The organism is Sphingomonas sp. SRI_018 (assembly GCF_057586275.1).
This window is the reverse complement of sequence record NZ_JBYCZO010000001.1, coordinates 1,229,925-1,243,164: the sequence shown is the minus strand read 5'-3', so window position 1 is coordinate 1,243,164 and position 13,240 is coordinate 1,229,925. Positions and strand designations below refer to the sequence as shown.

8 protein-coding genes and 1 pseudogene are annotated in these 13,240 nt (G+C 67.7%); all 9 read left to right on the top strand.

Going from position 1 to position 13,240, the window contains the following annotated elements:
• The first annotated feature begins 24 nt into the window (after window positions 1-24).
• The 9 genes and pseudogenes from AC2YHA_RS05840 to AC2YHA_RS05800 all read left to right on the top strand — a co-directional run bounded on the left by AC2YHA_RS05840 (window position 25) and on the right by AC2YHA_RS05800 (window position 13,240).
• Window positions 25-2,535: a TonB-dependent receptor gene (locus AC2YHA_RS05840; protein ID WP_487400715.1), complete on the top strand. Its 2,511-nt coding sequence runs from the start codon at window positions 25-27 to the stop codon at window positions 2,533-2,535.
• A 41-nt stretch (window positions 2,536-2,576) separates the two neighbouring features.
• Window positions 2,577-4,040, top strand: coding sequence for an amidohydrolase family protein (locus AC2YHA_RS05835; protein ID WP_487401710.1), 1,464 nt, complete (start codon window positions 2,577-2,579; stop codon window positions 4,038-4,040).
• A 3-nt stretch (window positions 4,041-4,043) separates the two neighbouring features.
• Window positions 4,044-4,307, top strand: a pseudogene (locus tag AC2YHA_RS05830) (amino acid permease); the annotation flags it as partial.
• A gap of 342 nt (window positions 4,308-4,649) precedes the next feature.
• On the top strand, window positions 4,650-7,733 hold the full coding sequence (locus AC2YHA_RS05825; protein WP_487400714.1) for a TonB-dependent receptor: 3,084 nt from the start codon (window positions 4,650-4,652) through the stop codon (window positions 7,731-7,733).
• A gap of 87 nt (window positions 7,734-7,820) precedes the next feature.
• A complete protein-coding gene (locus tag AC2YHA_RS05820; protein ID WP_487400713.1) occupies window positions 7,821-9,329 on the top strand; it encodes a tryptophan halogenase family protein in 1,509 nt (502 codons plus the stop codon).
• A 118-nt stretch (window positions 9,330-9,447) separates the two neighbouring features.
• Window positions 9,448-10,191, top strand: a complete 744-nt coding sequence (locus AC2YHA_RS05815; protein WP_487400712.1) for an SGNH/GDSL hydrolase family protein — start codon at window positions 9,448-9,450, stop codon at window positions 10,189-10,191.
• Between the two features lie 237 nt (window positions 10,192-10,428).
• The gene (locus tag AC2YHA_RS05810; RefSeq protein WP_487400711.1) at window positions 10,429-10,761 is read left to right on the top strand and encodes a hypothetical protein; all 333 of its coding nucleotides are present in this window, start codon (window positions 10,429-10,431) and stop codon (window positions 10,759-10,761) included.
• A gap of 56 nt (window positions 10,762-10,817) precedes the next feature.
• Window positions 10,818-12,089, top strand: coding sequence for a TolC family protein (locus tag AC2YHA_RS05805; RefSeq protein ID WP_487400710.1), 1,272 nt, complete (start codon window positions 10,818-10,820; stop codon window positions 12,087-12,089).
• Complete coding sequence (locus AC2YHA_RS05800) at window positions 12,086-13,240, top strand: efflux RND transporter periplasmic adaptor subunit (RefSeq protein ID WP_487400709.1); 1,155 nt, start codon at window positions 12,086-12,088, stop codon at window positions 13,238-13,240. Before AC2YHA_RS05805 ends, AC2YHA_RS05800 begins: the two co-directional genes overlap by 4 nt.

Sequence of the window (13,240 nt, the reverse complement as noted above, 5' to 3'; positions counted from 1 at the left end):
AAGAGCGGCCAGCGGGAGGGACGGATGGGGTTCGGGAATCTTGTCGCCGTCATGGGGAGCGGCGTCTTCGCCGTTGCACTGGTAGCGCCGGCCCAGGCGCAGGTACGCGAGTTCAACATTCCGGCCGGGCCGCTCAAGGCCGCACTCGACGCCTATGGCCGTCAGGCAGGCCGGCCGATCCTCTACAAGGCCGACGAAGTACGGACGGCCCGGTCGCCAGGCTATCGCGGCGCGGCCTCGCCCGAGCGGGTACTGGAGGCGATCCTCGCCGACACCGGCTTCGCCGCCCACGCCGATGGCTCCGGCGCGGTCGCCATCGTGCGCGCCGGCAGGACGACCTCCGCAGCCACGCCGCAGGCCGGCGCGGAGCCGGGCGATGCCGAGACCCCGCCCACGGACGATATCGTGGTCGTGGCGCAGAAGCGCAGCGAACGCCTGATCGACGTTCCGGTCGCGGTTTCGTCGACGAGCGGTCAGGCGCTCGCCCGCCAGAATTCGGTCGGCCTGGCGGACTATTATTCACGCATTCCCGGCCTGTCGGTATCGAGCAGCTCGACCAGCGGCATCTCGCTGCGCGGCGTCACCACCGGCGGCAACGGCACCAGCCCCACCGTGGCGGTGATGATCGATGACGCGCCCTTCGGCGCGACCAGCTATCTCGCTTCGCCGCCGTTTCCCGATCTCGATCCCGCCGAGCTGGAGCGGATCGAAGTGCTGCGCGGGCCGCAGGGTACGCTCTACGGCGCCTCGAGCACGGGCGGGTTGATCAAGCTGATCACCAGACGCCCGGATCCAAACCGGTTCTCGGGCAGGGTCGAGATTCTCGGCAACAAGGCGAGCGGTGGTGACGAAGGCTATGCGGTGCGCGGATCGGTGAACGTGCCGGTGATCGACGACCGCGTCGCCGTCAGGGCCAGCGTGGGATACCGCGAGGACCCCGCCTATGTCGACGACATCCACCCGGCGGTGAACCGCAGGAATGTCAACCAATCCAGGACGCTGACCGGGCGCGCCGCCTTCTATGCCGCGGCGACGGACCGCCTGACCATCGACCTCAGCGCGCTCTACCAGCGGACCAGGACAACCGGGACCGCAGCGATCGAGCTGAACCCGCTGCCGTCCGCACCGCTCACCGACTATCGGCCGCGGTACGGCGACAACACGATCAACTCGCTGCTGGACTCGGCGAAATCCGAATTCCGGATGTTCCAGGCCAAGGCGAACTATGATCTCGACAGCAGCGAGATCAACGTGATCAGCGCCTGGTCGCGATCCGACCGGCCGGTGACGCAGGACGTGACGAGCTCGTTCGACTTTCTGCTGGGCCTCTATCCGGACTCCCCGACCGGTTCGACCGTCAGCCTCGTCGGCCGCGACCGCACCGACAAATTCTCGCAGGAGGTTCGTTGGAGCTCGAAGGGAACGGGTACGCTGGAGTGGATTTTCGGCGGTTTCTACACCAACGAACGCAATGCCCCCGAACAGGGCCTCATCGCCAACGACCCGTCCGGCGGAGCGATCGCCGATGTCGCCGTGTTCCTCAGCCCCTCAAGCTACAAGGAATGGGCGGTATTCGGCGATCTCACCTATCGCCTGACCGACAAATTCGACGTCCAGGTCGGCGGGCGCTGGAGCGAGAACCGGCAGACCTTCACTCAGGAATCCCTCATCGATCCTGCCGCCCAGTTTCTGTTCGGCCCCTCCACGACCGTCAGCTCCAGGTCAAAGGAATCGGTCGGAACCTGGCTCGTCTCCGCGCGATACAAGTTCGACCGCGACCTCATGGCCTATGTCCGGGTCGCGAGCGGCTATCGGCCGGGCGGCCCCAATCCCGTCGCGCTCGGTGTTCCCCGCACCTATGGGTCGGATTCGGTGATAAGCTACGAGCTTGGCGCAAAGGGCACCGTTCTCGACCGGCGGCTGACATTCGATCTCGCCCTGTTCCAGATCGACTGGAACGATATCCAGATCCTGGCGACCCAGGCCTCCGGCATCGGCTTCAACACCAACGGCGGCAGCGCGCGCAGCCGGGGCCTGGAGGCGTCGGTCCAGGTCACGCCGTGGCGCGGAATGACGATCGCGGCGAATTCGACATGGACCGATGCGGAGCTGACCAGTGCGTTCGCTCCCCCTCCCGCCGGCGGGACGTCGGCGGTCGGGCGGCCCGGTGAGGACCTTCCCTATGCCGCCAAGTTCTCCGGCAATCTCTTCGCGGAGCAGCGGTGGCCGCTGGCGCCGGGCCTGGAGGCGACCGCCTCGGTCAACTACAGCCATGTCGGCTCGCGCCGAGGCCAGTTCGCATCGACCGCGGCGCCGCCCGCCCTGCAGTCGCGCCTGGTGCTGCCCGCCTACGATACGGTCGATCTGAACCTGGGGGTCGAGACGGCCGGTTGGACGGTAAACCTCTTCGTCCGCAATCTCACCGATGAGCGCGGGTTGCTGAACCTCGCCAATCGCAACGGAACGACGCCGGTGGTGACGGCGACCTACATCCGCCCGCGGATCTTCGGGATGAGCCTCGCCAAAGCCTTCTGACCGCCCGGCCCCGCCAAGCAGCTCTTGTTGGAAGACCCGTGATGCACGTTCTGGCCAAGCTCTTCTCAGTCGTGGCGGCTGCGGCCGCCGGTATCGCTGCCGCAGCGGCATCCGCCGAGCCCGTCGCCTTCACCGGCGCGACGATCATCGACGCGACCGGGCGCGCGCCGATCGAGGATGGCGTCCTCGTCGTCGACGACGGCCGCATCGTCGCGGTCGGCAACAGGCGGACGACGCGCATTCCCGCCGGCGCGAAGATCATCCGCAAGCAAGGCAAATACATTCTGCCCGGCCTGATGGATGCCAATGTCCACCTCTGGTCCTGGATCCAGGCGCCGTTGCTGCTGCACTTCGAGGGGAGGTATGAAGAGGGCATATTGGAGGCCGCCCAGCTCAAGCTGAAGTACGGCATCACCTCGGTATTCGATACCTGGGGGCCGCGCGGACCGCTGGTCAATGTCCGCGACCGCATCCGGTCCGGGCAGGCGGTCGGCAGCCGGATCTTCGTCGGCGGCAATATCATCGGCTTCGACGGTCCCTTCTCGGAGGATTTCGCCCCTTCCGGCTGGAGCAGGCGGGTCCCGCCGCTCGACAAGGCGACGATCGACCGGATCAATGCGATCTGGGCGCAGGGTGTCAGCGGTGACGAGTTGATGACCCGAACTGCGGACGAGGTCGGCGCCGCCGTCGGCAGATACATCGCGGCCGGCAAGGTCGATTTCATCAAATATGCCTCGTCGGGGCAGCGCGATACCCGCTTCATCGTCTTCTCCCCGGCCGCGCAGGCGGCGATCGTCGCGGCAGGGCACAAGGCGGGGCTCACCGTTCAGGCGCACAGCACGACGGTCGAATCGCTGCGCATGGCGTTCGATGCGGGGGTCGATATCCTGACCCATTGCAATCACACGTCCGACCATCCGATCCCCGAGGACCTGCTGGCCAGGATCGCCGCCGCGCGGCGCGGTTGCTCCGCCATGATCCAGACGAGGGCGGGGCTCGCTGCCTTCAAAGGGGCCTCCACGCTGGATTTCGACGTGGCGGACCGGAACAACACCAATCTCATCGCGCATGGCGTGAAGATGATGGCGGCGACCGACGGCCAGCCGCCGACGCCGTCGCTGCAAGGCGGCGCGCCTCCCGAATTCTTCGCCGACTGGCGCCACGGCATGACCTGGTATCTGAGCTCGGCCGTCGCACACGGCATGACGCCGATGCAGGCGCTGATGGCGGCGACCAGGAACGTCGCCGAGGGCTATGGCCGGAAAGACCTCGGTACATTGGAAGCCGGCAAGCTCGCCGACCTGCTGATCCTCAATGCGGACCCGCTGGCAGATGCGAGGAACTATGAGGATATCGACACGGTCGTGCTCGGCGGCCGCATCGTCGATCGGCAAGCGCTCCCGACCAAGTCGATCTTCGAGGAAGGCCTCGAGGTGTTGCGCCAGGATGCTCGGCGCGAAGCGGCCCTCAAGGCGCCGGCCACAGCACCCAAACCAAGTCACTGAGCCATGTCGTTCTGGAACCGGCGCAAGCCGATCGCTACCTCGCGCGGGACCGCCGCGGCGTCCGGCCTGCGGCGGTCCCTGGGATGGCCTCAGCTCGTCGCCCTGGGGGTCGGCGCGATCGTCGGCACAGGAATCTATACGCTGATCGGGGTCGGCGCCGAACGTGCCGGTCCAGCCGTGATCCTGGGCTTCCTGATGGCCGGCGTCGTATGTGCCTGCGCGGCAATAGCTTATGCCGAGCTGGCGACGGCCATCCCCGCCTCGGGAAGGCGGAGATGCCCTCAAGGTCGAGATGATCCGCAAGGCGCAGACCTTCACCTTGCCTCTCGCCAGGTAGCCGGCCGAGATCCTGGTAGACCCGGACACCGAGCTTCTCGCCGATACGACGCTCCGCCGAGCTCGCTGAGATTCTGCAGGCATGGCTGATGCGAGCCGGTGCGGTCAGACGGCGATCTCAGACCTCGCACCATGCCTATGCTCAAGGCCCCAACGTTCGCATTGTGCGATAGTCTACCACATTATACTCTTGACATCGATGACAAAGGTTCAATAAAGTAATTTAGTTATAAAAGGCGGAAGAATTCGCTTCGAAATGAAAAGAGGGGATCGATGGGCACTTCGCATCCGCTGTTGACGCGTTCGCTGCTGACGACGGCAGCGCCATTTGCGCTCGTTGCATTCGCCTTCACGCCGGTCGTGGCGGGAGCGCAGGTCGCTTCGCCGGACGCATCCGCTCCGGGGCAGGATTCCGCCGCTTCGGGGCAGGCCGACCAGCCGGAGCAGGATATCGTCGTCACGGGCATCCGCGCATCTCAGGCCCGTTCGGTCGAGATCAAGCGCAATGCCGACAGCGTGGTCGAGGCGATCAGCGCGCAGGACATCGGCAAGCTGCCCGACGTCACCATCTCGGATTCGCTGCAACGCATCCCCGGCGTCCAGATCCGCCGCGAGGCGGGTGAGGGCGGCGCGATCAACATCCGCGGCCTGCCGCAGGTGACCACGCTGCTGAACGGTGAGGAGTTCCTCGGCGCCAATTCGGTCACGACCGTCCAGCCGAACTTCACCGACATCCCGTCGCAGCTCTTCTCGGGCGCGACCGTGTTCAAGTCGCCGACCGCCTCGCTCCAGCAGGCGGGCCTGTCCGGCACGGTCGACCTGCTGACGCGCCGTCCGTTCGATCTCAAGCAGGGGCTGACCGTCTCGGCAGCGGCCGAGGCGCAATATGGCGACAAGACCAAGAAGTGGAATCCGTCGGTCAACGGGCTGGTCTCGTACAACTCGGGCCGCTTCGGCATCCTCGTGTCCGCCGCCTACAGCGATCTCGACCTCTCCAACAGCTTCCGCGGCATCCAGGATTACGGCGTCGCGCTGCGCAACGAAGGCGGCAGCGCGACCAATCCCGGCGACTTCGCGGTCGGCAACAACGGCGTCAGCCGGGGTACACCGGTGCGCGACGGGGCGGGCACGATCATTGGCTATGACGTCAACGGCGACGGCGATGCCAACGACGCCTTCATCACGCCGCAGTCGCACACCGCCTGGAACCGCATCACCAGCCGCGAGCGCTTCGGCGCCAACGCCTCGCTGCAGTTCGAGATCAACGATACGCTGCGCCTGACCGCCGACGGTTTCTACACCAAGCAGACGCAGTACGACCGCACCGCCGGGTTCCAGTTCCAGGCGGTGGACTGGCAGTCCGCGCCGTTCCTTCCCACCAGCTCGCGCGATACCGGCGCGATCGTCGGCGGCTATCACCTCAACACCGTCCAGACCTATGCCTACGACATGCCGAACTTCGACAGCTATGCGGAAACCTTCCGCATCCGGTCGAAGTCGCAGAACTACAACCTCCAGCTCGACTGGAATCCCAGCGACGCGTTCAAGGCGACAGTCCGCGGCATCTACGGCAAGGCCAGCCGCAAGCTCGACCAGGCCTATCTCCAGTTCAGCCTGACCGACGGCTATCAATGGGCCTATCAGGGCGTGGGCAATTATCCCGCGTCGCTCGGCGGCGACGTGCGCTTCAATCCGAATGGCTACCGCGTCTACAGCCAGCAGGCGACCGTCGATTATTCGAGCGGCGCGCCGGTCTTCACCTTCCCGCAGGCCTTTCTCGAGCAGACCCAGGACCCGTCGCGCTATGGCCTGAAGACGATCTCGTCGGAGAACAACGTCTATCGCGACGGCGATCTTTGGGCGCTGCGCGGCGATGCCGAATGGTCGCCAAGCGAGAGCGTCAAGGTGAGGTTCGGCGCCCGCTACGGCGAGCGCAGCGTCGACCAGTTCACCTTCGAGCGTATCTCCCCCTTCTACGCCGGCAACACCGACAATCCGCAGAATCCGGCGGCGGGATGTCTGGTCAAATGGAAGGCGTTCGACGTCAACCTGAACGATTCCAACTGCCAGGTTCGCGACGCGCAGGGCAACGCCTATACCGCCGGCTATACCCGCCTCGCCACCGATCCGCGGTTCCAGGGGCTATTGAAGCAATATGCGCTGCCGGCGGCAGGGACGCCGGACCTCTATGTCCTCAATCCCAAGGCGCTCGACAATTCGGAGGCGTTCCAGAACAGCTTCTATCCGGGCAGCATCAACAATGTGAACCCGGCCGACTCGTTCAGCATGAATCTCCAGCAGATCTCGGGCTATGTCGAGGTGAGCGGCGAGAGCGAGCTGTGGGGGATGCCGATCCGCGCCAACGGCGGCGTGCGCATCGTCAACACGCGCTTCGACGTGCGGCAGAACATCGTCGGCGCGCCGCAGCCCTATGGCGTTTCGGGCGTCGATGCCGGCGACGTCGTCACGCATCGCAATTTCACCGATTTCCTGCCGGCGTTCAATGTCGCGCTCGACATCACCGGCAAGCTGCGCCTGCGCGCGGCCTTCGCCAAGACGATGACGCTGCTCGATTTCCTGCAATGGGGCGGCGGCCTCAACGTCAACTATGCGATCGACACCACCACCAACCCGCCGATCTTCGCGGCGACGGGCGCCAACGCGCGCGGCAACCCGCAGCTCGAGCCGTGGCGTGCCGACAACCTCGAGGCGAGCCTGGAATATTACACCGGCCGGTCGAGCCTGATCGCGGTCGGCGCCTTCTACATCGACGTCGCCAGCTTCATCGAGAACGCGACGGTCAACCGCGACGACATCCCCGACAACGACGGGGTGATCCGCCGAGTGGTGCCGGTGAACACGGTGGTGCAGGGCGAGGGCGGCACGCTGAAAGGGATCGAGGTCTCGGCGCGGCAATCGCTGGCGGATTATGGAGTCGGCGGCTTCCTGCGCGGCTTCGGCGTCGACGCCAACTACACGCTCTCGCTCGGCGATACCGGGCGCGTCGACCTGGCCGGCAACGATCAGCCGTTCCAGGACAATTCCAAGCACCAGATCAACGCCGCGCTATGGTACGAGCAGTACGGCCTGCAGGCGCGCATCGCCTATAACTACCGCTCGAAGCGCCTCGTCGCGTCCGATTACGCCGGCATCACCGGGCTCGCCCAATATCAGAAGCCGACCCAGTATCTCGACGCGTCGATCTCCTACGACATCACGCCTAACTTCACCATCTACGGCCAGGCCTCCAACCTGACCGGCGAGACCGAGCGCTATTACCTGACCTTCCCGGATCAGGTGTTCAATGAGAACATCTACGAACGGCGCTTCATTGCGGGCGTGCGCGCCAAATTCTGATACCCCCGAACTGCCGCCGCTCGCGCTTGGCGCGGGCGGCGGGGCCTTTTAGGAACGTGCAAGGGAAGGCTCCGGCAGGGCGAGGTCATGCAGGCTGATCCGATCCGGTCGATCGTCATCGTCGGCGGCGGCACCGCCGGCTGGATGGCGGCAACCTATCTCGCGCGGCGGCTGCGGCACCTGCCGATCGCAATCACCGTGGTCGACAGCAGCGCGATCGGCACCATCGGCGTCGGCGAAGCGACCGTGCCCGCCATCCGCGACTTCTTCGCCGCGGTCGAGCTCGGCGAGCCCGAGGTGCTGCGCGAGACCGAGGGCACGATCAAATACGGCATCCGCTTCGTCGACTGGGCGGAGCCGGGGTACAGCTTCTTCCATCCGTTCGGCCTCTACGGCGTGCCGGCGCGCGGCGTCGCCTTCCACCATTATTGGCTCAAGCTGCGCGCGAGCGGCGCGGCGACCGGGCCGCTGTCCGACTATTGCCTGTGCGCCCAGCTAGCCGAGCGCGGGCTGTTCCTGCCGCCCAGCGATCGACCGGCGAACGACCTCGGGGTCTTCAACTTCGCGGTTCATTTCGACGCCTCGAAATTCGCCGCGCTGCTGCGCCGGCTCGCGCTCGCCAACGGCGTCGCGCACATCGACGCGCGGATCGACCAAGTCGAGCTGGCGGCGGAGAGCGGCCATGTCGCCGCGGTGGAACTGGCGGACGGGCGTCGCATCGCCGGCGATCTGTGGATCGACTGCTCGGGCTTCCGCAGCCTGCTGCTCGGCGAGGCGCTCGAGGTGCCGTTCGTCGACTGGCGCCGCTGGCTGCCGTGCGACCGTGCCATCACCGTGCCGTGCCGCGCGGCGGTCCCGGCGCACCGGCCGATGACCACGGCCACCGCGCGGCCCGCCGGGTGGCAGTGGCATATCCCGCTGCGCCATCGCATCGGCAACGGGCATGTCTATTGCTCCGATTTCACCAGCGACGAGGCGGCGGAGGCGCTGCTGCTCGCCTCGATCGAGGGCGAGCCGCTGGCGCCGCCCAATCGGCTGCGCTTCACCACCGGGCATCGTGCGCGTTTCTGGGAAAGGAACGTGGTGGGGCTGGGGCTTTCCGCCGGCTTCCTCGAGCCGTTAGAATCGACCAGCATCACGTTGATCCAGTCGGGGCTCGAACGCTTCGTCGCGCTGTTTCCCGACCGCGGCTTCGATCCGCGGCTGGCTGCGACCTACAACCGCCAGTCGGTGCTCGAGTTCGAGCGCATCCGCGATTTCCTGCTGCTCCATTATTGGTCGAACCGCCGCCATGGCGAGCCCTTCTGGGACTATATGCGCGCGATCGTTCCGACCGACGGGCTGCAGGTGAAGCTCGACGCGTGGCGCGCGGGCGGCGAGTTCGTGCGCAACGAATGGGACACGTTCCAGGACCCGAGCTGGCTCAGCATGTATGCGGGCTTCGACGACCTGCCCGCGCGCTATTCGCCGCTGGCCGACCAGTTCTCCGTCGCCGAGCTCACCGACAGCCTTGCGCGGATGAAGGCCGCGATCGGCGCGACGCTGGCGCATGCGGAGCCGCATGGCGATTTCCTTGCGCGCACGGCGCAGGCGTGAACGGATCGGAGAGGGGCCGATGCGGTGCGCCGGACCCGGGCTCGCGCTGCGCGGCTGGAACCCCACGGAGGCGAAGGTCGCCGTGGCCGGACCCAATCCATGAGCTGACGGAGGGACCATGAGCATCGATCGCAGGAACCTGCTGCTGGGCGGCCTGGCGCTGCCGTTCGTCGCAAGCGCGGCGCGCGCCCAGACTGCCGCGCCGCCGAAGGAGGAAAGCTGGGACCAGCGCTGGCAGCGGCTGCTGCGCGAGGATTTCGGCCATCTCTTCCGCTATCGCGACGACGATGCGGCGGTGCGCGCCTCGGGCAGGCCGGTCGACATCGTGTTCATGGGCGATTCGATCACCGAGGGCTGGCGCGACAAGCGTCCCGGCTTCTTCACCCCGGGGCGCGTCGGCCGCGGCATCAGCGGCCAGACGACGCCGCAGATGCTGGTGCGCTTCCAGCCCGACGTGATCGACCTCAAGCCCCGGCGCGTCCACATCATGGCGGGCACCAACGACATCGCCGGCAATACCGGGCCGATGACCGAGGAGGCGACGCGCGACAATTTCCGGGCGATGGCGACGCTGGCGAAGGCGAACGGCATCCATGTGATCCTCGCCTCGATTCCGCCGGCCGGTGCCTTTCCCTGGCGCCCCGGCCTGGAGGTGAGGACGCCGATCGCCTCGCTCAACCGCTGGCTCAAGGGTTATGCGGCCGAGATCGGCGCGACCTGGGTCGATTATCATCCGGCGCTCGCCGACGCCTCGGGTGCGATGAAGCCCGGCATGGCCAATGACGGCGTGCACCCGACCGAGGCAGGCTATGCCGCGATGGAGGCCGTGCTGGAGCCCGTGCTGCAGGACGGCAGCAGCTGAGGCGGCGAAAGCAACGATATGCGACGCCGCTGCTTGCCGCTTATGTCTCGCCTCATGCGCGGGCGCGCCTAACGGAAGTTATAAACGGCTGGGTCTCGGCTCCGCAGACTGGGTGCGGCTGGCCACGCGATAGCCGGGAGCGCCTGTCGGCGCGACGGCACGGCATGGCCGGAGCCAAACCGGCGTCGTCGAGATAGAGCAATGACAGATCGGCGCTCGGTCGATAGGATCGCGCTCATGGTTCGCCGTGCGTGGATGCTGGTTCTGTTGCTGCTTGCGACGTCGCTCGTGACGACGGCGGTCGTGCACGCGCGCGAGCTTCAGGTGCCGGTGACCCTCGAATGCACCGGCGAGATGCACAGTGCGGACGATCGCGATCAATCGACCGGCGACGCCGACAACGGGCTCCCGCACCATCATGGTACATGCCAGGGTCCCGCACTGGCGCTTCCGTCCAAGGACGAAGCTCCGGGCGTGCTGCTCGTCGCAAGCGCACGACCGACAGCCGCGGCAAGCAGGGCCTTGGTCTCGCATCCGGTCGACCCTGCGCTGAGGCCGCCCAACGCCTGACCGGGTCGCAGGACCGGCGCCCGCCGGTCTCGGCAACTCTCGGTCAGGAGCAATCCATGAAGATTCATTGCGCGGCCGTGATGGTCGCGGTGTCGGGCGCGGCAGTGGCGCAGGCACCAACCGTGCCGCAAGCGGACCGGACGTCCGCCACGCCGGTTTATACGTTGGAGGACGCCTTGCGCGCCGCGGGCGCATCCTCTCCCGCCGCCGATGCGGCGTCCGCGGGCGTCGCGGCGGCGCGCGCCGGCCGCACCGCCGCCGGCCTGCACCCCAATCCGCAGGTGCAAGTCCAGGTCGAGAACGTCCTCGGCTCGGGACAATATTCCGGATTCGACAGCGCGGAGACGACGGTTGGCGTGGCGATCCCCGTTGAGCTGGCCGGCAAGCGCGGCGCCCGGATCGCCGTTGCCGACGCGCAGCTGTCGCGGGCGGAGCTGCAGGCGGCGATCGCGCAGGCCGACATCCGGCTGCAGGTGACCAGCCTCTACATCGAAACCATCGCCGCGGAGGAGCGCATCATGCTGGGCCGCGATCAGCTGCGGATCGCCGGCGAGGCGCTCCGCGCCGCGCGTGTCCGGGTGCAGTCGGGGCGTGCATCGCCGATCGAGGAGCAGCGCGCCGACGTGGCGCGCATTCAAGCGGAAGCCGACCTCGAGCGCAACCTGCGCCTCGCTCGGGCGGCGCGCGAGAACCTGGCGCGCCGGGTCGGATCGATCCCGGCGGGGCCGCTCGATCTGGGGCTGCTCGACCGCATTCCGCCGGCGACGCAGGGCCCCGTCGTCCCACCGAACGCGGCGGGCACGCTCGCTCAGGCGGCGGCGGATGCCGACCTCGCCTTTGCCGACGCGGGCGTGCGACTGGCGCGGGCCAACCGGGTGCCCGACCTGACCGTCGGCCCGGGATTGCGCCGGCTCGAGCAGACCAGCGACATGGCGGCGATCTTCAGCATCTCGATCCCGATGCCGCTGTTCAACCGCGGTACCGCGGCGGTGGATCAGGCGCGGGCGGAACGCGCGCGGGCCGAAGCGCAGCGGCGCGTGACTCAGCTCGACGTCGAGCAGACGATCACCGATGCATCGGCCGCCGTCGACAATGCGGCAACCAGCGCCCGTGCGGCGGGCCCCGCATTAGCTGCCGCGGAGGAAGCTGCTCGGATCGCCCGCATCGGCTATCGCGAAGGCAAGTTCGGCCAGCTCGACCTGCTCGATGCCGAGCGCACGCTAGCCCAGACGCGCAGCGCTGCGATCGACGCCTTCACCGCCTATCACATCGCCAAGGCGCGGCTGGAACGGCTGACCGCTCGCGCGCCCAGGGGAGACAATCGATGATCGGAATCCCTTTGAAGCCCGGCGCGGCGCTGCCGATCGCGCTCGCCTTGTCGCTCGCTGGCTGCGATGCGCCGAGCCTGCCCGATAACAGGTCGGACGAGGCCGCGCCGAAGGGCGCGGAACATGGCGAGGAGAGTGTCGTCATCCTCACTCCGCAGCAGATCACGATCGCAGGGATCGAGCTCGTGTCGCCGACCATCGGCGGCAGCGCCGGCGCGATCGAGCTGCCGGCGACGATCGAAGGCGATCCGCAGGCGACGCAGGTCGTATCGGCGTCGATCGGTGGGCGCGTGGTCTCGCTCACCCGCAATCTCGGGCAATCGGTCGGTCGCGGCGAGACGCTCGCGGTGATCGAGAGCCGTGAGGCGGCGCAGCTCAAGGGCGAGATCGAGGCGACCGAGGCGCGGCTTGCCCTTGCGGAATCGAATTACGCGCGCGAGCGCCGCCTGTTCGCCGAACGCGTGTCGCCCGAGCAGGATCTGATCGCCGCGCGCACCGCCGCGACCGAGGCGCGGATCGCGCTGCGGCTGGCGCGCCAGCAGCTTTCCGCGGCTGGCTCCGGCGGCGGTGGTCTCAACCGCATCGGCATTCCCGCGCCGATCGCCGGTCAGGTGATCGCCCGCTCGGCGACGCTCGGCCAGACGGTGGCCGCCGACGCGGAGCTGTACCGCATTGCCGATCTCGACAATGTCTCGCTCAGCCTCGCGCTCCAGCCCGCGGACGCGGGCCGCCTGCGCCCGGGTACTGCCGTGATCGTCACCGCGCCGGGGCGTCAGGCGAGTGCGCGCATCACCTTCGTGTCGCCCGCGCTCGATCCCGACACCCGCCTCGTGACGGCGCTTGCGCAGCTCGACAATCGCGCGGGCCAGTGGCGCGTGGGGGAGCCGGTCACCGCATCGATCCAGCTCGCCGGGGGAGGCGACGGCACGATCCGGGTGCCGACCACCGCGGTGCAGACGATCGAGGGGCGAACCGTCGTGTTCGTGCGGACCGGGCAAGGCTTCCGCGCGGCTCCCGTCGCGCTGGGGCGGCAGGACGGTGATATGGTCGTCGTGACCAAGGGGCTGACCGGGCGCGAGCGGATCGCCGCGCAGAACAGCTTCACGCTCAAATCGGCGCTCGGCACCGCCGAAGCCGGACATGAGGACTGA

Excerpts from the sequence above, each read along its gene's own strand:
- AC2YHA_RS05835 (WP_487401710.1), top strand. The coding sequence starts at position 2,577 with ATGCACGTTCTGGCCAAGCTCTTCTCAGTCGTGGCGGCTGCGGCCGCC.
- AC2YHA_RS05815 (WP_487400712.1), top strand. The coding sequence starts at position 9,448 with ATGAGCATCGATCGCAGGAACCTGCTGCTGGGCGGCCTGGCGCTGCCG.
- AC2YHA_RS05805 (WP_487400710.1), top strand. The coding sequence starts at position 10,818 with ATGAAGATTCATTGCGCGGCCGTGATGGTCGCGGTGTCGGGCGCGGCA.
- AC2YHA_RS05840 (WP_487400715.1), top strand. The coding sequence starts at position 25 with ATGGGGTTCGGGAATCTTGTCGCCGTCATGGGGAGCGGCGTCTTCGCC.
- AC2YHA_RS05810 (WP_487400711.1), top strand. The coding sequence starts at position 10,429 with ATGGTTCGCCGTGCGTGGATGCTGGTTCTGTTGCTGCTTGCGACGTCG.
- AC2YHA_RS05800 (WP_487400709.1), top strand. The coding sequence starts at position 12,086 with ATGATCGGAATCCCTTTGAAGCCCGGCGCGGCGCTGCCGATCGCGCTC.
- AC2YHA_RS05825 (WP_487400714.1), top strand. The coding sequence starts at position 4,650 with ATGGGCACTTCGCATCCGCTGTTGACGCGTTCGCTGCTGACGACGGCA.
- AC2YHA_RS05820 (WP_487400713.1), top strand. The coding sequence starts at position 7,821 with ATGCAGGCTGATCCGATCCGGTCGATCGTCATCGTCGGCGGCGGCACC.